Origin of the sequence: uncultured Marivita sp. (assembly GCF_947488135.1) — a bacterium.
Classification (GTDB): domain Bacteria; phylum Pseudomonadota; class Alphaproteobacteria; order Rhodobacterales; family Rhodobacteraceae; genus Marivita.
Map to the genome: position 1 here is coordinate 28263 of NZ_CANKYW010000004.1, position 17001 is coordinate 45263.

Annotated in this window: 16 protein-coding genes; 7 read left to right on the top strand and 9 right to left on the bottom strand. The window is 62.0% G+C overall.

Annotated elements, in window-relative coordinates:
• Positions 1-41 precede the first annotated feature (41 nt).
• Positions 42-953 (top strand): C4-dicarboxylate ABC transporter permease, encoded by a 912-nt coding sequence (locus tag Q1B16_RS12750; protein ID WP_299789086.1) that lies wholly within the window; start codon positions 42-44, stop codon positions 951-953.
• Between the two features lie 62 nt (positions 954-1015).
• Positions 1016-3370: a TRAP transporter large permease subunit gene (locus tag Q1B16_RS12755; protein WP_299789089.1), complete on the top strand. Its 2355-nt coding sequence runs from the start codon at positions 1016-1018 to the stop codon at positions 3368-3370.
• Positions 3371-3441: 71 nt separating this feature from the next.
• Here Q1B16_RS12755 and Q1B16_RS12760 read toward each other — a convergent pair whose 3' ends face one another.
• The 5 genes from Q1B16_RS12760 to Q1B16_RS12780 form a co-directional block, all read right to left on the bottom strand.
• On the bottom strand, positions 3442-3828 hold the full coding sequence (locus Q1B16_RS12760; protein ID WP_299789092.1) for a cupin domain-containing protein: 387 nt from the start codon (positions 3826-3828) through the stop codon (positions 3442-3444).
• Positions 3829-3943: 115 nt separating this feature from the next.
• Positions 3944-4756 carry an arginyltransferase gene (locus tag Q1B16_RS12765; RefSeq protein ID WP_299789095.1) on the bottom strand — a complete coding sequence of 271 codons (813 nt, stop codon included), beginning with the start codon at positions 4754-4756 and terminating at the stop codon, positions 3944-3946.
• Between the two features lie 76 nt (positions 4757-4832).
• Complete coding sequence (locus Q1B16_RS12770; protein WP_299789098.1) at positions 4833-5414, bottom strand: TIGR02281 family clan AA aspartic protease; 582 nt, start codon at positions 5412-5414, stop codon at positions 4833-4835.
• Between the two features lie 71 nt (positions 5415-5485).
• Entirely contained in the window at positions 5486-6109 is a 624-nt protein-coding gene (locus Q1B16_RS12775; protein WP_299789101.1) for a MarC family protein, read from the bottom strand.
• A gap of 83 nt (positions 6110-6192) precedes the next feature.
• Positions 6193-8046 carry an ABC-F family ATP-binding cassette domain-containing protein gene (locus Q1B16_RS12780; protein WP_299789104.1) on the bottom strand — a complete coding sequence of 618 codons (1854 nt, stop codon included), beginning with the start codon at positions 8044-8046 and terminating at the stop codon, positions 6193-6195.
• Positions 8047-8241: 195 nt separating this feature from the next.
• Here Q1B16_RS12780 and ndk point away from each other — a divergent pair, with 195 nt between their 5' ends.
• Positions 8242-8664: a nucleoside-diphosphate kinase gene (gene ndk, locus Q1B16_RS12785; protein WP_299789107.1), complete on the top strand. Its 423-nt coding sequence runs from the start codon at positions 8242-8244 to the stop codon at positions 8662-8664.
• A gap of 44 nt (positions 8665-8708) precedes the next feature.
• Here the strand turns inward: ndk and Q1B16_RS12790 are convergent, their stop codons facing one another.
• Both Q1B16_RS12790 and Q1B16_RS12795 read right to left on the bottom strand, forming a co-directional pair.
• Complete coding sequence (locus tag Q1B16_RS12790; RefSeq protein ID WP_299789110.1) at positions 8709-9047, bottom strand: TfoX/Sxy family DNA transformation protein; 339 nt, start codon at positions 9045-9047, stop codon at positions 8709-8711.
• Complete coding sequence (locus tag Q1B16_RS12795) at positions 9047-10228, bottom strand: pyridoxal phosphate-dependent aminotransferase (RefSeq protein WP_299789113.1); 1182 nt, start codon at positions 10226-10228, stop codon at positions 9047-9049. Before Q1B16_RS12795 ends, Q1B16_RS12790 begins: the two co-directional genes overlap by 1 nt.
• Before the next feature lie 137 nt (positions 10229-10365).
• On the opposite strand from Q1B16_RS12795, the gene Q1B16_RS12800 reads away from it, so the two are divergent.
• From Q1B16_RS12800 to Q1B16_RS12815, 4 genes are all read left to right on the top strand, one after another.
• Positions 10366-11274 carry a cation diffusion facilitator family transporter gene (locus Q1B16_RS12800; RefSeq protein WP_299789116.1) on the top strand — a complete coding sequence of 303 codons (909 nt, stop codon included), beginning with the start codon at positions 10366-10368 and terminating at the stop codon, positions 11272-11274.
• A gap of 157 nt (positions 11275-11431) precedes the next feature.
• Entirely contained in the window at positions 11432-12853 is a 1422-nt protein-coding gene (gene cysS / locus Q1B16_RS12805; protein WP_299789118.1) for a cysteine--tRNA ligase, read from the top strand.
• A gap of 121 nt (positions 12854-12974) precedes the next feature.
• The gene (cimA, locus tag Q1B16_RS12810) at positions 12975-14594 is read left to right on the top strand and encodes a citramalate synthase (RefSeq protein WP_299789121.1); all 1620 of its coding nucleotides are present in this window, start codon (positions 12975-12977) and stop codon (positions 14592-14594) included.
• Positions 14591-15367, top strand: a complete 777-nt coding sequence (locus Q1B16_RS12815; RefSeq protein WP_299789124.1) for a squalene/phytoene synthase family protein — start codon at positions 14591-14593, stop codon at positions 15365-15367. The genes cimA and Q1B16_RS12815 overlap by 4 nt, the downstream gene beginning before the upstream one ends.
• 1 nt (position 15368) lies before the next feature.
• Here Q1B16_RS12815 and Q1B16_RS12820 read toward each other — a convergent pair whose 3' ends face one another.
• The gene (locus Q1B16_RS12820; protein WP_299789127.1) at positions 15369-15617 is read right to left on the bottom strand and encodes a hypothetical protein; all 249 of its coding nucleotides are present in this window, start codon (positions 15615-15617) and stop codon (positions 15369-15371) included.
• A 98-nt stretch (positions 15618-15715) separates the two neighbouring features.
• The gene (locus Q1B16_RS12825; protein ID WP_299789130.1) at positions 15716-16954 is read right to left on the bottom strand and encodes an MFS transporter; all 1239 of its coding nucleotides are present in this window, start codon (positions 16952-16954) and stop codon (positions 15716-15718) included.
• Between the last annotated feature and the right edge of the window lie 47 nt (positions 16955-17001).

Sequence of the window (17001 nt, forward strand, 5' to 3'; positions counted from 1 at the left end):
GATATGAGGCCCCGCAGACGGGGCGTTTAGAGGGGCATGGTATGGTCGACTTCATCCTTTGGGTGCTTCAGAACATTGTATTGGCTCCGTATCATCTTTTGATGGCGGTCTTTAATCCGGGGTCATGGCTCAATTGGGCGAACCCCGAAGCCGTGATGCGCTTCATCTACTACGGTGCATCGGTCGAATTGTTCTTTGTCGTCTTCACGACATTCCTCGTTCTCACCGTGCTCGGCCTTGCCTGGAAGCGCGAAATCCTTTGGGGATGCGTTCGGGGTCTTGAGGGCATGGCCAACACGATTGGACGGATCGCCGCCTGGGCCGGTCTTCTGATGGTACTTCAACAGGTTATGATCGTTTTCCTGCAACGGATTTTCCGCGTGGCCGAGATTGAACTCGGCCCGCTCGGGACGGCCTTTGCGCAGGACCTGAGCTGGTGGGCGGAAGAGCTCAAGCTTTATAACGCGATGGTCGTGGCGCTCTGTGTCACATACACCTTCGTGCAGGGCGGCCACGTGCGGGTCGACCTGTTCTACTCGAAGGTGAAATACGGCACCAAGCGCGTGATCGATATGTTCGGCTGCATGGTCTTCATGCTTCCGGCAATCACCATCACATATCTTTACGCCTGGTTCTTCATGTGGCGCCACCTGATGACGCCCGCTGTCACCGCGACAAGCGACCTGGACCGCATGCTGATGCAGGCGCGTATCTTCCGCTGGAACGTGGAAACCATCGGGTTCAGCCCGAACGGGTTCAACGCCTATTTCCTTTTCAAGATCCTGATCGTCGCCTTCTGCGTCCTGACGTTCCTGCACGCGCTCGCGTTCTTCTGGCGGTCGTTGCTTGAACTCCTTGAGGGCGAGGAAAGCGAAGGCAAGTATCTGGATCGGGACAGCATCGGCAACGAGTCCGAAGAGATCGAACACGCGATTCATTCCGGGTCGACCTGAGATTATGCAAACACAACGAACGATGACGCCGCAAACGGCGCGCTGCTGGGAGGCCGCATAACATGCTTTTCGGACTGGATGGAGTCGAGGTCGGGATCCTCATCGTCTTCCTGACGCTCTTTGCCGGGATCATGACAGGCTTCCCGGTGGCTTTCGCCATCGCGGGCGCGGGTGTGATTTCCTTCGCGATCATCGCCGCGCTGGACTCGGCGGGATTGCTGATCCACCAGGCGATCGACAAGGGGTCCCCTGAATTTGCGGCCCTTGTGGCCGAGGGGATCGCGCGCGATGCGATATCCGTGTTCCGATACCCCGACTTACCGAGGATCGAGGAACCGGTCTTCCCCGGCGGTTGGGAACAGGCGATGGAGCGCAATATCTCCTTCATCGTCAACCGGATCAACGAACGGGTGATCGCGGGTCAATCCATCGAGACGCTGCTGGCGGTTCTGATGTTCGTGATGATGGGCATCACACTTGAACGGTCACGCATCGCGGAAGACCTGCTGACATCCATGGCGCGGGTGTTCGGCCCTCTGCCAGGTGGTTTGGCCGTGTCCATCGTAATCGTGGGCGCGTTCCTCGCGGCCTCCACCGGGATCGTCGGTGCGACAGTGGTGACGATGGGTCTGCTCGCGCTGCCGACCATGCTGCGCAACAATTATTCGCCCGAACTCGCGACCGGCGTGATCGCGGCCTCCGGCACGTTGGGCCAAATCATCCCGCCCTCGATCGTGATCGTTCTCCTGGGCACCCTTGTAGGCGACCTCTACGCCACGGGGCAGGAAACCCGCGCGCAGCTTGCAGGCTGCGGGGACGCGCTGACCTTCCTTGGGGAACCGGCGGTTCTGTCGGTCGGCACGCTGTTTCAGGCGGCCTTGCTGCCCGGTTTGTTCCTTGCCTTTCTCTACGGTCTTTATGCCTTCGGCTTCGCGCTGGTGCGCCCGTCAAGTGCGCCGCCCGTGGAGATGGCCGGCGCCACCGGCGAGGTCGTGACCCGCAACGAGGCGCTGACATGGTATCTTGCGGCACCCCTGGGCTTGATCCTGGCGATTGTCATCGGGTTCAGTGCAGGCGTGATCGGCAACCAGTCGATCACCGTTTCGGACTACGCCGAGCGCGGTGAAGGCCCGAGCCTTCGGACGAACGTGTCCGAGCAATGTCAGGCGGCGATGATCGATCTGCACGGCCAAGACGCGTGGGACGAAGCCGTGGCCGAGCGCGCGGCAATGACCGCCGCAGGCAATACCGGAGAAGTCGTCGAACTGACCGAGGAAGAGCGCGCGGCCGCACTGCTTGAGGCGCGCGAGAACGCGCCTCCGATCGGGTCGGGCGTCGCCACGGTGTTCACGCTGCTCGCTTTGGTCCTGATCCTTGCGCGGGGCGTGTCGCCATCCTCGGTTCCGCTGCCCTTGATTGTCGGCGGGCTGGGTGTGATTTTGGCCTTCCTCTTCGACGTCATGTTCATTTCGCCGCTGACGGGGGCCGGGGCGACGTTCCTCATCCTTGCGATACCCATGATCCTGACGATGTACGGGGTCTGGATCGCCATGGGGCGTCTGTCGCAGAACGAATTGTTGCGCGTGGTGTTCCCGCCGCTCGTCCTGATCGTCGCGGTGCTCGGGTCGATCCTTGGCGGTATCACCAACCCGACGCCTGCGGCCGCACTCGGCGCGGCAGGGGCGATCATGCTGGCGGCCTATCGCAAGCTCAACGAAGAGCAGGGGGCGTCGAAGATCATTATCTGGGCCTCGCTCGCGCTGGTCATAATGATCCTGCTGGGCGTGAACTTCGACCTTCGCATCACCCGCGAAAGCGTCCCGGTCGAAGACTGGATCGCGTATGTGCTCGCACAGATCACGTACCACTTCGCATTCTTCGGGCTGCTCTATGCCTGTTGGGTTCTGTTCCGGACCAACATCCTCGGACCTGTGGTGCGCGAGACGGCAAAAGTCACGTCGATGGTCTTTACCATCCTGATCGGGTCGCAGCTCCTGAACCTCGTGCTGATCTCCTTCGGTGGTGAGCATTACATCCAGCAGTTCCTGCGGTCCTTTGACAACGAAACGATCGTCTTCCTTGTCGTGATGCTGATCCTGTTCATTCTGGGTTTCGTGCTCGACTTCCTCGAGATCATCTACATCGTGGTGCCAATCGTGGGACCGGTGATCTACGGCGGAACGCTCGATCCGGCCTGGGTAACGATCATGATCGCGATCAACCTGCAGACCTCGTTCCTCACGCCACCCTTTGGCTTTGCGCTGTTCTACCTGCGCGGTGTTGCCCCGAAAGAGGTGACGACGGGCCATATCTATCGTGGTGTCATTCCCTTCGTGGGGATCCAGGTGCTGGGGCTTGCCCTGCTCTGGTTCTTCCCCGGCATCGTGACGATCTTGCCGGACTTGATACAGAACTGACCTGAGTACAGTTATAACGGCAAAGGCCGCCCTGATCAGGGGCGGCCTTTTCTATTCACGCTCGGATCGTATCAATCTTCGTTCGGATCCGCTTCGGCATCCGACTTGGTGTCGTGCTCGGTGCCCGGTTCATGCTCGGGCGGGGAGTATGTCGTGTAGAGCCGCAGCATACCCGTGCCGACATTCTTGAAGTTGTGAAACTTGCCGGACGGGACAATCGCCACATCGCCCGCCGAGATGTCCATCTCGGTGTCGCCGATCTTGGCTTTGCCCATACCGTCGATGAAATAGAGCAGCTGGTCGTGACCCTCATGGGTTTCGCCACCGATTTCACCGCCTTCGGGGATTGCCATGAGGACAAGCTGCGAGTTGTCGCCCGTCCAGATCACTTCCCGGAACTTGTCGTTGTCTCGCGCCAATTTGGCGATGGGTAATACCAGTTTGTCTTTCTCAGCCATGAGGTTCGCTCCTTCGTTCTTACGATCAAGGGAACGCGCGGTAACGACTTCCGTTCCGAGCGGATGACGATTTGAGTGTCGGAAAATGAAAGTGCCGTACCCGACGGCCTCCGGCCTATCCGCGCAGATCGGGCAACGAGATATTGGCGACCTGTTCCGCGATCGGGTCCGTCGACATCGGATGCGTGTCCGCCGTGTAGGCGTCGGCCTTCTGGAAGGGCTCCCAATGGCCGTGCCGGTAAAGCTCCAGCCCCGAGAAAGACGCCTTGTACCCCATCTTCGGGCTGCCCGGCACCCAGTAGCCCAGATAGACGTAAGGAAGACCCGCCTCGCGTGCGATTTCGACGTGATCCAGGATCATGTAGGTTCCAAGGCTCTGCGCCGGCACGTCGGGGCTGTAGAAAGAGTAGACCATGCTCAACCCGTCATCGAGCACATCGGTGAGACACACCGCCGTCAGGTCTCGTGTCTCGGAGTCAGTGTATTCGATCACCCGAGACCGGATCGGCGTTTCCTCGACCATCGCAGCGAAGTCGAACACGTCCATGTCGGCCATGCCACCATCCGCGTGGCGGACATCCAGATAGGTGCGGAACAGCTCGTACTGGTCCTCGGTAGCCCAGGCGCTTGTCGCGCGACGCCGCAAGTGGGCATTGCGGTTGAGCGTCCGGCGCTGGCTGCGCGAAGGGCGGAAGTCTTCGACCGAGATCCGCGCAGACAGGCACGCTGCGCAATCCGAACAGGAGGGCCGGTAGAGCACGTTCTGCGACCGGCGGAACCCCTGTTTTGACAGGCTGTTGTTCAGCTTGTCCGCAGCGTCGCCCTGCAACGCGGTGAACAGTTTGCGCTCCATCCGGCCCGGCAGATAGGGGCAGGGCTGGGGCGCAGTCACGTAGAACTGCGGCGCAAGTGGCAGCGAGTGGCGCATCGTCTTCTCTTCGTCGATATGGCCCGACCGTAGCCCAAGCCTTTGAAACAGCCAACCCCCCAGAAATGGGGGAAGGTCAGCGCTCCAGAATCAGTCTTCCGTTGCTCATTTCCATGCGCTGAAAGCGGTTGAGATAATCCATACCCAGAAGCGATTTGGTCATTTCGCCTTCGTTCACGAACGCCCTGACGTTCTGGTCATGAAAGGGGCCCAGCGCCACATCGGCAAGCCGCACCGGCGCGGTGCGAACCGGGCCGTTTGCCGTCATCGCTTCGGTATAGAAGATCACGTCTTCCTCGTTCAGACCGATGCGTGCGGCGTCCTCCTGGGTCAGCACCATGCTGGTTGCGCCGGTGTCGACGACGAAGTTCACGGGCACATCGTTGACACCAAGCGTCAGGTAATAATGCCCGTCCGGTCCGCGCGGCACCTCGATCCGACCGGCGTCTGTCATCACCAATTGCTGCGGCTGCACCGTCTGACGAATGTCGCCCCACAGCCCGACGGCGGCGATCACACCCAGAAAGATCAACCCCCAGGCCGCGGCCTGCTGCAACGTCTTGTTCAGGCTTTGCCGGTTCTGGATGAAGTACCAGAAGACAAGAACCGCCCCAAGCAGCACCAGATAGGCCAGGTTGCCGTAGTCCATGCTGGACATCGCTTACCCCACATCATTCCCACAGGACAAATGTAGGTCGGCGCCCAGCGGTTTTGTAGAGTGAATAACGCTCAGCTGCCCAGGGCGAGGCCGAAGCCCCGGATCCCGTCTAGCACGAATTGCACCGAAAGCGCGGCCAGCAGCATCCCCAAAAGCCGAGTGACCACGACGATTCCCGTTTTGCCCAGCGCGCGTTCGATCAGGCTGGCGCTCAGGAACATCAGGAAGACCAACGCCAGAACCAGGACCATGACTCCCAGCACCGATGCCATGCCGACAGCGCCCTCGGCCGATCCGGTCAACAGGATGATCGAGGCAATCGCACCGGGACCGGCGATCAGCGGGATCGCGATGGGAAACACCGATGGATCGGGTGCGTCGTCCAGTTCGGCCTGGCCCTCCCGCCGCTTGGTTCTGCGTTCGAACAGCATGTCGAGCGCGGTCAGGAACAACAGAATCCCCCCGGCGATGCGGAAGGCCGGCATCGAAATACCGATAAAGCCAAGCACTTGTTCTCCGAAGAACGCAAAGAGGAACAGCAATCCCGCCGCGATGACCGTCGCCCGAATGGCGATAGCCAGTCGTTGCTGCGCCGTCATGCCAGGGGTCAGCGCGATAAAGACCGGGGTCAATCCGATGGGATCGATGACGACGAAAAGCGTCACGAAGGCAGAGATCAGAAAAGCGGTATCCATGCGATCTGCTCAACCACGTTCGCACGCCGCGCGCAAGCGCCCTCGGCTTCAACTGGGCCGGAGCCGCCGAACGGATCGAAAGCCTACGCGCTTTCCGCCGTTTCCAACTTTTGCAGCGCGGCCTCCCAAAGAGCCTCGGCCCGATGCAGGCCTTCCATCACCTCGGCGTATTTCTTGTTCCAGGTCTCAAGCTCACCCTTGCGGCCGGTCTCGTACAGGGCCGGGTCGGCCAGCTTCTTGGCAAGCGTTTCTCGCATCGCCTCGATCTTCTCGACCCGCGCCTCGCATTTGCGGACCTCGGCCCGCAGCACGAGTATCGTGTCCCGGTCAGGCCGTGCAGGGCGCGCAGGTTTGGGCTTTTCCGCCTTCACAGGCTTGTCCGACGCGAGCAGCATCGCGCGGTAATCGTCGAGATCGTCCTCGTAAGGCATGACATTGCCATCCTTCACGAGCCACAGCCGATCCGCCACCATAGACAGAAGATGCATGTCGTGGCTCACCAAAATGACCGCGCCGGAATAGGCGGTCAACGCCTCCACCAGCGCCTCGCGGCTTTCGATGTCGAGGTGGTTCGTCGGCTCATCTAGGATCAGCAGATGCGGCGCATCGATCGTCGCCAGCAGCAGGGACAGGCGCGCTTTCTGTCCGCCAGACAGCTTGCCGACAACCGTATCGGCCTGCGCCGCCATCAGGCCAAACCCGGCCAATCGTGCGCGGTGCCGCGTCGGCATTTCCTGCGGGCGCACCCGGCGCAGGTGATCGAGGGGCGTCTCATCCACATGCAACTCGTCCACCTGGTGCTGGGCAAAGAACCCGATGCGCAGCTTGGAGGACCGCGTGATCCGCCCTGCCATCAGCGGCAGCCGGTCCGACAAGAGCTTGGCCAGCGTCGACTTGCCCTGACCATTCTTGCCCAGAAGCGCGATCCGGTTGTCCTGGTCGATCCGAAGATCCAGCTTGCGCAGCACTTCCGTGTCGCCATAGCCGGTCACACCGTTCTCGACCCGGATGATCGGCGGCGACAGCTCATCGGGTTGCGGAAAGGTGAAGACCCGCTTGGCGATCTCTTCGGGCGCCGCCACCATGTCCATCCGCTCGATCATCTTGAGCCGCGATTGCGCCTGTTTGGCCTTGCTGGCCTTGGCGCGGAAACGGTCGACAAAGGATTGCAGATGCGCCACACGCGCCTGCTGCTTCTTGGCCACCGCTGCAGCTTGCGCGCGCCGTTCGGCCCGCTGCCGCGCAAACTGGTCGTACGGACCCTGGTAATAAGTCAGTTGCCGATCTTCGAGATGCAGGATCGACCCAACCGCGCGGTTGAGAAGGCCGCGATCATGGCTGATCACGATCACCGTATAGGGGTATTTCGCCAGATAGCTTTCCAGCCACAGCGCGCCTTCGAGATCGAGATAGTTGGTCGGCTCGTCGAGCAACAGAAGATCGGGCTGCGCAAAGAGCACCCCCGCCAGCGCGACGCGCATCCGCCAGCCGCCGGAAAAGGCGGAGCACGGCATCAACTGCTCGGCATCGTCAAAACCAAGCCCCTTGAGAATCGCCGCCGCCCGCGCCTCGGCGGACCAGGCGTCGATATCGGCCAGACGCGTCTGCACCTCGGCAATCCGCGCGCCATCAGTGGCGGTCTCGGCTTCGGCTATCAGGGCTGCGCGCTCGGTATCGGCGGCCAGTACCGTGTCGAGCAGCGACACCTCCGAGCCGGGTACCTCCTGGCTCACGCCACCCACACGCGCGCCGCGCGGCACCGAAATCGTGCCGCCCTCCAGCGCCAGTTCGCCCCGGATCAAACGGAACAGCGTCGTCTTGCCCGCACCGTTGGGGCCGACAAGGCCCACCTTGTGACCATCGGGAATGACCGCGGAGGCGCCCTCGAACAGGGGGCGTCCGTCAACTGCATAGGTGATGTCTTCGATCTTCAACATGGCACGCCCTTACCAACGCTCCAGACAACACGCCAGCGCCCTTGGCTTCTTTGGGCCAAAATACCTCGGGAGTTTGAGGGCAGAGCCCTCAAATCCTTGCGCAGCAAGGATCCAAAGCCCTTCCAAGGGCTTTCCAACGCCGGATCCCCATGCTAACGGGCGGCCCAATCGATAACTCAAACCACGGAGCGACCAATGGCCCTCGAACGCACATTCTCGATCATCAAACCCGACGCCACCCGCCGCAATCTGACCGGCAAGATCAACGCCAAATTCGAAGAAGCGGGCCTGCGCATCATCGCGCAAAAGCGCATCCACCTGACCAAGGCGCAGGCAGGCCAGTTCTACGCGGTTCACAAGGAACGCCCGTTCTACGACGAACTGTGCGAATTCATGGCCTCCGAGCCTGTCGTCGTTCAGGTGCTCGAAGGGGAAGGCGCCATCGCCAAGAACCGCGAAGTCATGGGCGCGACGAACCCCGCTGATGCGGCCCCCGGAACCATCCGCGCCGAATTCGCCGAATCCGTTGGCGAAAACTCGGTCCACGGCTCCGACGCACCGGAAACGGCTGCGGAAGAAATCGCGTTTTTCTTCTCTGGTCTCGAACTGGTCGGCTGATCAGAAGCGACCTGACAGACGCTCAGGCCGGGCTTTTGCCCGGCCTATCTTTTTGTGCCGACGCCGATTTCGTCCAGAAAGCGCTCGATCCCGGCGGGGGCCGCGTCGGACCGGGCCGCCACCTCGGCCTTGATCGCGTCAAAGGACGCCCGCAGGGCTTTTTTCTCCGCGCCCTTGCAATCGTTCCACGGGCGCCCCTGCAACCCCATATGCAGCACGTAATAGCCGATGAAATGCGGCTGCATGCCCGACAGCAGCAGCCGCCGATAAGCCTCATCCGCACCGATCTCGCGCAGTTGCTCTGCGGATGCGATGCCCGCCTTTGCACAGGCCGCGTCCATCGCGGGCCCCAGGTTGCGGATGGATGAGACCGGTTCGGCCATCACGCGGCTTCGGCACGCCCGGCGGCGAACCGACATAACGTGGCGAGCGCCGCTTCGAACCGGTCATCGTCCACGGTCATGGCAACACGCACATGGCCCGCCGCCGATGCGCCGAAGCTTTCGCCCGGCATCACGGCGATCCCATGCGCATCAAGAAGCGCATTGGCGAACGCGTCGCCGCTCATGCCTGTACCGCGTATGTCGAGCATCACGTACATCGCCCCCTGTGCCGGGATTGCCCGAACGACGTTCTGTCCGGCCAGGACCCGCTCCGCGATCGCGCGCCGCCGCAGGAAGGGAGCCGCAACCTTGGCCTCCAGCTCGGGACCTGCCCGCAGACCGAACAGTGCGGCGTCCTGAATGTATCCCGGCACGCCGTAGGTGGTGTTTGTCGCCAGATCGACCAATGTGGTGATCGCGTCCTCTGGACCGACGATCCAGCCGATGCGGCTGCCGGTCATCGCGTGGCTTTTCGACATCGACCCGATCACCAGGGTCCGGTCGGCCATGCCGGGCATGGCGCGTGGACTCAGATGAGCGCCGTCCCAGATTTGGGTGTCGTAGACCTCGTCAGAGATCAGCCACATGTCCCGTACCGTGACGACATCGGCGATGTCGGACAGCGTGTCGCGTGGGTAAACGGCGCCGGTCGGATTGTTGGGCGTGTTGATGAGAAGCGATGCCGCGCCCTCACTCGCTGTCTCCAACACATTCCGCTCCGGCAGAAACCCGTGCGACGACCGTGTCGCCACCATCCGGGGAACCGCGCCCGCTGACCGAACGACGCCCGGATAGGTCGCGTAATACGGATCCACGATCAGCGCCACGTCGCCCGGATTGCACACCGCCATATGTGCCGCGAACAGCGCGGCCTGACCGCCGGGGGTGATCAGCACGTTCTCGCGCCGCGTCGGCACGCCCGATTGGGCCTCTATCCGCTTGGCGACCTCGTCACGCAAGGCGCTGATACCGGGAACGATCGCATAGCCCGTATGTCCGCCCATCGCGCTTTCGTGCATCGCGCGCAGGATCGCGGGATCGGTGCGGATGTCGTGCTCGCCGATGGTCAGCTCTATAACGTCCGCACCGGCCTCCTTCATCGCGCGGGCGCGGTAGAACACCTCCCAACCGTCCGATCCATCCCCGTTGAGCGTGGTGATCCGTTGCGACAATTCTGGCATGAGGGCCTCCCGGACTAGATTTTTTCCCTTCTGCCTCACCGACCGGGCAAAGGTCCAGTGCCAGCAGCCCTTGATCCTTGTCCGGTGAAGGTCCACACCAAGGCGGTCGCCCGGATCATTGGAAAGGATCCCTCACCATGCCGCACGATCACCATCAGCATGTCGGTGCCGAGACCGGAGATACTCGGCTTCTCTGGGCGGTGATCGTCAATCTGGGCCTGAGCGTGGCGCAGATCATCGGCGGGATCCTGTCTGGATCGCTCGCGTTGATCGCCGACGCGCTGCACAATCTGTCCGATGCCGCGGCCTTGGTCATCGCCTTTGCCGCGCGCAAGATCGCCCGGAAGTCGGCAACGGCGAACATGACCTTCGGCTACGGTCGGGCCGAGGTCGTGGCGGCGCTCATCAATTACACGACGCTGATCCTGCTCGGGATCTACTTGATCTACGAAGCGGTCCTGCGCCTTTTCGATCCTGAAGGGGTGGACGGCTGGCTCGTGGTGATCATCGCGGGCATTGCCTTGGTGATCGATCTGGTCACGGCCGCGCTGACCTGGGCGATGTCGAAGGACAGCCTGAACATCCGCGCGGCGTTTCTTCACAATCTCGCCGACGCTTTGGGCTCGGTGGCCGTGATCGTGGCAGGCACGCTGATCCTGCTGTTCGATTGGCAGATCATCGACCCATTGGTGACGTTCGGCATCGCCGGGTACATCCTCTGGATGTCGTTTTCCGAAATCGGTGGGGTGATCCGTATTCTGATGCTGGGCAGTCCTGTTGGGGTCGACACGGACGATATCCTCGAAAAGCTGCGCGCGGTGGACGGGGTGGACGACATTCACCATCTGCACCTGTGGCAGATGCAGGAACACGAAGCCGCGCTCGAGGCGCATGTCGTCGTGTCGGAGGGACGCTGGACCGACGCGGACGAGATCAAGGCGCGTCTCAAGAAAACGCTGGTCGATGCCGGGATCGGCCATTCCACGCTGGAGCTGGAATGCGCGCGTCACGCCTGTCTGGACACCCAGAGCATCGGTCATGCTTGACGCAACGGGGGTCTGGAGGCTATGCCAGTTTCATGACCCGCACCGCAACAGACATGTGCTGCATTATCCGCTAATCCATTTGGCGGGCCGGTCTTCTATTCCCATCTCGAAGTGAAGTTGCTACTCCCGCCGCGAACCCGGCCCGCGAGGAGCATCCATGACGATCTGGCTGACCAACACCGCCACCCGCAAGAAAGAGGAGTTCATTCCTCTCGATCCGAAGAACGTGCGGATGTATGTCTGCGGCCCGACCGTTTACGACCGCGCGCATATCGGCAATGCGCGCCCGGTGATCGTGTTCGATGTGCTGTTCCGGCTCTTGCACCATGTGTATGGCGCGGATCACGTCACCTATGTACGAAATTTCACCGACGTGGACGACAAGATCAACGCCCGCGCCGCCGAGTCCGGGCGTTCCATCGGCGACATCGCCGAGGAAACGACCCGCTGGTATCTCGAGGACATGGCCGCCATCGGCGCGCTGGAACCCACCCATATGCCGCGTGCGACCGCCTACATCGCCGAGATGATCGCGATGATCGAGGACCTGATCGCGAAGGGTCACGCTTACGAGGCCGAGGGCCATGTGCTCTTCGCCGTCGACTCATGGAAAGAGGGGTACGGCAAGCTGTCGGGCCGGTCGGTGGATGACATGATCGCCGGTGCCCGTGTCGAGGTCGCGCCCTACAAGCGCAATCCGATGGATTTCGTTATGTGGAAGCCGTCCACGGACGATCTGCCCGGATGGGACAGCCCCTGGGGCCGGGGGCGCCCGGGCTGGCATATCGAATGCTCGGCCATGGCCTATGACCTGTTGGGGGACGAGTTCGACATCCACGGCGGCGGCAACGACCTGATGTTCCCGCACCACGAGAACGAGATCGCGCAGAGCAAATGCGCAGGTCATGGCTTTGCGCGCTACTGGCTGCACAACGAGATGTTGCAGGTCGAGGGCAAGAAGATGTCCAAATCGCTAGGCAATTTCTTCACCGTGCGGGATTTGTTGGACCAGGGCGTGCCGGGCGAGGTGATCCGGTTTGTGTTTTTGAGCACGCACTACCGGAAGCCGATGGATTGGACGGCTGAGAAGGCGAATGAAGCTACTTCGACGTTGCGAAAGTGGCGGTCTATCTCGAATTCTGCGGAGCCGGGCGGCAGGATCTACGACTCCATAACTGAGTTGGTATCGGATGATCTGAATACCGCTGGTGCATTGAATGAACTCCGCCAGGCTGGAAAAGACATACTCTCAAGGCAGTCGCACGATGTAACGCAAGGCGAGATAAATGATTTCGCAGCTTCGGCCCGTCTTCTCGGGCTCTTGGAAGACGATGCCAATATGGGCGCATGGGTGTTCGACGGGGTAGCCGAAGAATTGGCAGCCAAGTCACTCCTGGAACCCTATGCAAACCGATTGGTCGCGCTCCGCGAAACCGCAATGCAAACCAAGGATTTCGCCGCTGTCGATGCGATGAAGTTCGCTCTGACCGAGGCAGGTGTGGAGGTGCGCATGTCCAAGGCCGGTGTGGAACTCGTGCCGAGCGCAGGTTTCAATGCGTCGAAGCTGGAGGGCGTATAATGGTCCTCCGCTCGAGCCGCATCGCCCGGCGGCACGCCGGGCAGACCCCGACCGCCCCCCAGGGCGGGGGCTACTCCCCCGCCCGCGGCCGGGGGCTACCCTCTGATTCCATGATGACCCGATGACCAAACAACACCTCACCCTCTACGACACCACCCTGCGCGATGGACAGCAAACCCAGGGTGTGCAGTTCTCGACCCCCGAAAAACACCGGATCGTCGCTGCGCTGGACGCGCTTGGGATCGACTATATCGAAGGCGGCTGGCCGGGCGCGAACCCAACCGACAGCGCGTTTTTCGATGAGGTCGGACACACCCGCGCCACCGTAACCGCCTTCGGCATGACCAAACGCGTGGGCCGGTCGGCGGAAAACGACGACGTGCTTGCCGCGGTGATGAATGCGGGCACCAAATCGGTCTGCCTCGTCGGCAAGACCCATGATTTCCACGTGACCGAAGCGCTCGGCATCTCGCTCGACGAGAATGTCGAGAACATCCGCGCCTCCATCGCGCATATCGTGGCACAAGGGCGCGAGGCGCTGTTCGACGCCGAACATTTCTTCGATGGCTACGCCGCCAATCCCGACTACGCGCTCACCTGCGCCAAGGCCGCGTATGACGCGGGCGCACGTTGGGTCGTGCTCTGCGATACCAATGGCGGCACGCTGCCCTCGGACGTGGCCCGCATCACCGAAGCCGTCATCGCCGCGGGTATCCCCGGCGACCATGTGGGCATCCACACCCACAACGACACCGAAATGGCCGTCGCCGCGACTTTGGCTGCCGTGGATGCGGGCGCGCGCCAAATACAAGGCACGCTCAACGGGCTGGGAGAACGCTGCGGCAACGCGAACCTGACCGCGCTGATCCCGACGCTGCTGCTCAAGGAGCCGTACGCCAGCACCTATGACACCGGCGTGACGCCCGAGGCGCTCGAAGGCATGACCCGGATCAGCCGGATGCTCGACGAAATCCTCAACCGCGTGCCGCTGAAACAGTCGGCCTATGTGGGGTCGTCGGCCTTTGCCCATAAGGCCGGGCTCCACGCCAGCGCGATCCTCAAGAACCCCACGACCTACGAACATATCGACCCCGCGCAGGTGGGCAACCGCCGGGTGATCCCGATGTCGAACCAAGCCGGGCAGTCGAACCTGCGCCGTCGTCTGGCCGAGGCCGGGATCGAGGTGCCGGACAAGGACCCGGCGTTGGCCCGTATCCTTGATCGGATCAAGGCACGCGAGGCCGAGGGCTACTCCTACGACACAGCGCAGGCCAGTTTCGAGCTGCTGGCCCGCGACGAGCTGGGGCAGTTGCCCGAGTTTTTCGAAGTGAAACGCTACCGGGTGACGGTGGAGCGGCGCAAGAACAAGTATAACAAGATGATCTCGCATTCCGAGGCGGTGGTCGTGGTCAAGGTGGATGGTGAGAAAAAACTGTCCGTCAGTGAATCTATGGACGAGCAGGGCAATGACCGGGGCCCGGTGAACGCGCTCTCCAAGGCGTTGGCCAAGGATCTGGGCCCTTATCAGGACATGATCGACGACATGCGTTTGGTGGACTTTAAAGTGCGCATCACCCAGGGCGGGACCGAGGCCGTGACCCGCGTCATCATCGACAGCGAAGACGGCCAGGGCCGTCGTTGGTCCACCGTGGGGGTCAGCGCCAATATCATCGACGCTTCATTCGAGGCGCTCTTGGATGCGGTGCGGTGGAAGCTGGTGCGGGATGTCGGCGCGGCATGAGCTTTGACGCCGATCTGACCGCCTGCGCGCAACTGGTCGAACGCGGTGATCCCGACAGGTTTGCTGCCACGATGGCGGCACCCGTGGCGGTGCGTAAGGTGCTGTTTCCGATCTATGCCTTCAACGTCGAAGTCTCCCGCGCGCCCTGGGTCACGAAAGAGGCGATCATTGCCGAGATGCGGCTGCAATGGTGGACCGATGCGCTGGAGGAGATCGCGTCGGGCGGCCTCGTTCGGCGGCACGAGGTTGTGACGTCACTGGCCCATGTGCTGGACGCTGAGGCCGCGCGGGTTTTGCAGCGCGCGGTTCAGGCGCGCCTTTGGGATATTTATCGTGATCCATTTGAAAATGAGGCGGCATTTTCAAAATATATCGAAGATACGGCAGCCTCGCTCCTGCTGGCGGCGGCGCAATCCTTGACGGGCCAGAGGCCCTCGGCATTGACCGATCTGGGCTATGCGATGGGCCTCGCGCAGTTCCTGCGCGCCGTGCCGGAATTGGAACGTCAGGGCCGTCGCCCCTTGGTGGATGGCCGGCCCGACGCCGTTCGCGATTTGGCGCAGAGTGGGTTGGCGCGTTTGGAGGCAGCGCGACGTGAAAAAGGCACCCTGCCGTCAGAAGCGCGACCTATCGCTCTGGCCGCCTGGCAGGCGGAACCTATCCTGAAACAAGCCAAGGCTGATCCCCGTTGTGTGGCGGACGGGACGCTGGGCACATCGGAGGCTGCCAAGAAAGCGCGACTGATGTGGCAAGCTGCGACAGGACGGTGGTAGTCTAGAACGCCAGCGCCACGCTGCATCCCAGCCCGGTGGCGATGACATCCGCCGGATCGCCCACATCATCCACCAATTCCTTGAGAACTCCGACCCCGATAGCGGCGAGACAACCCGCAGTCGGATTGCCGGTTTCCTGCGTCACGACATGCGACACGGCGGCCCCGGCCGCAAAGTGTGCAGCCTTGTCGTAGTGCTGGCAGGCGGTGAGCAGGGAAAGAGCGAGAGCAAGGGAGAGATTTCGGAGCATGGCAGACACCGTTCTGGTTCACGTTGCCCGTCTTGATGGGGCAGAAACGTGAACGGTGCTTTACGAGCCGTGGTGCAAACTGTGTAGAGTTTTACGGATCAGACGGTCTCTTCCTTGGGCCGAAGCATCAACCAGATCAGTGCGCCACCGGCCAGCATCAGGAACGGCGCCATCGCCATGTTCACCGCGCTCCACCCTTCGACAGGGGTGCCGCCCGAGCAATTCAGCAACCCGCCCGAGGCCAGTGAAGCCACCGTGACGCCGCCAAAGACCAGCACGTCGTTCATGCCCTGCACACGGCCCCGCTCGTGTGGTTCATGCGCGGCGGTCAGCATCGCCGTGGCGCCGATGAAGCCGAAATTCCAGCCGAGGCCAAGCAGGATCAGAGCAATGTAGAAGTTAGCGATATCCACACCTTGCAGGGCCACCGCGCCTGCCGCGGCAAGAATGACGAGACCGGTGGCGACGATCTTCTCCACCCCGAAGCGCACGATCAGATGCCCTGTGAAGAAAGACGGCGCGAACATCGCCAGCACATGCGCCGACACGATGTCGGCGGCGTTTCCGGCGGTGTAGCCGCAGCCGACCACGGCCAGAGGCGTCGATGTCATGACGAGGTTCATCAGCGCATAGGTGACCATCGCGCAGATGATCGCGACCGCGATGCGCGGGGTCTTCAAAAGCTCCATGCGCGTGCGGCCCTTGGGATCATCCGCATGGGGGGCTTTGGGTTTGGGAATGTCGAGGAAGAGGAAAAGCGCCGATCCGACCACGTTCAATACGATGACCGCGAAATAGGTGCCGAGGAACGGTACGACATACCAGTCCGCTGTGGCCTTGACCAGCTGCGGACCAATCACCGCCGCGGCCAGACCGCCCGCCATGACGTAGGAAATCGCCTTGGGACGAAACGCATCCGTCGCGGTGTCCGCTGCGGCAAACCGGTAAAAACCTTGCGCAGACATGTAGATGCCGGTCAGGAAGCTGCCGATCAGAAAGACCGGGAAAGACGCGATATAAAGCCCATAGGCCCCGATCGCACCGCCCAGAGCGCCGCCCATCGCGCCGACGGCGAACCCGGCGCGGCGTCCGAATTTCTGCATGAAGGCGGAAATCGGTGTTGCCGTCGTCATGGAACCGAGGACGATGAGGGAAATCGGCAGGGTCGCAAAACAGATGTTCGACGCCAGCGATTGCCCCGCCAAACCACCCACGGTGAACAACATCGGCATCTGCGCGCCGAGGATGGCTTGCGCCAATACAAGGACGAAAACGTTGCGCTTCGCGCGCCGGTTTTCTGTGGCGTCGTCGGGTGTGGCGTGGTCAACTGTGCTCATGAGAGCAGCCGTAGGTCCAAATTCAAAATCCTGCAAGTATGACAGCG

Bases quoted from the DNA above. Each gene is read 5' to 3' on its own strand.
- Q1B16_RS12775 (WP_299789101.1), bottom strand. From the start codon at position 6,109: ATGGATACCGCTTTTCTGATCTCTGCCTTCGTGACGCTTTTCGTCGTC.
- Q1B16_RS12760 (WP_299789092.1), bottom strand. From the start codon at position 3,828: ATGGCTGAGAAAGACAAACTGGTATTACCCATCGCCAAATTGGCGCGA.
- cimA (WP_299789121.1), top strand. From the start codon at position 12,975: ATGACCAAACAACACCTCACCCTCTACGACACCACCCTGCGCGATGGA.
- Q1B16_RS12755 (WP_299789089.1), top strand. From the start codon at position 1,016: ATGCTTTTCGGACTGGATGGAGTCGAGGTCGGGATCCTCATCGTCTTC.
- Q1B16_RS12770 (WP_299789098.1), bottom strand. From the start codon at position 5,414: ATGTCCAGCATGGACTACGGCAACCTGGCCTATCTGGTGCTGCTTGGG.
- Q1B16_RS12765 (WP_299789095.1), bottom strand. From the start codon at position 4,756: ATGCGCCACTCGCTGCCACTTGCGCCGCAGTTCTACGTGACTGCGCCC.
- Q1B16_RS12820 (WP_299789127.1), bottom strand. From the start codon at position 15,617: ATGCTCCGAAATCTCTCCCTTGCTCTCGCTCTTTCCCTGCTCACCGCC.
- Q1B16_RS12790 (WP_299789110.1), bottom strand. From the start codon at position 9,047: ATGGCCGAACCGGTCTCATCCATCCGCAACCTGGGGCCCGCGATGGAC.
- Q1B16_RS12780 (WP_299789104.1), bottom strand. From the start codon at position 8,046: ATGTTGAAGATCGAAGACATCACCTATGCAGTTGACGGACGCCCCCTG.
- Q1B16_RS12825 (WP_299789130.1), bottom strand. From the start codon at position 16,954: ATGAGCACAGTTGACCACGCCACACCCGACGACGCCACAGAAAACCGG.
- cysS (WP_299789118.1), top strand. From the start codon at position 11,432: ATGACGATCTGGCTGACCAACACCGCCACCCGCAAGAAAGAGGAGTTC.
- Q1B16_RS12800 (WP_299789116.1), top strand. From the start codon at position 10,366: ATGCCGCACGATCACCATCAGCATGTCGGTGCCGAGACCGGAGATACT.
- Q1B16_RS12795 (WP_299789113.1), bottom strand. From the start codon at position 10,228: ATGCCAGAATTGTCGCAACGGATCACCACGCTCAACGGGGATGGATCG.
- Q1B16_RS12815 (WP_299789124.1), top strand. From the start codon at position 14,591: ATGAGCTTTGACGCCGATCTGACCGCCTGCGCGCAACTGGTCGAACGC.
- Q1B16_RS12750 (WP_299789086.1), top strand. From the start codon at position 42: ATGGTCGACTTCATCCTTTGGGTGCTTCAGAACATTGTATTGGCTCCG.
- ndk (WP_299789107.1), top strand. From the start codon at position 8,242: ATGGCCCTCGAACGCACATTCTCGATCATCAAACCCGACGCCACCCGC.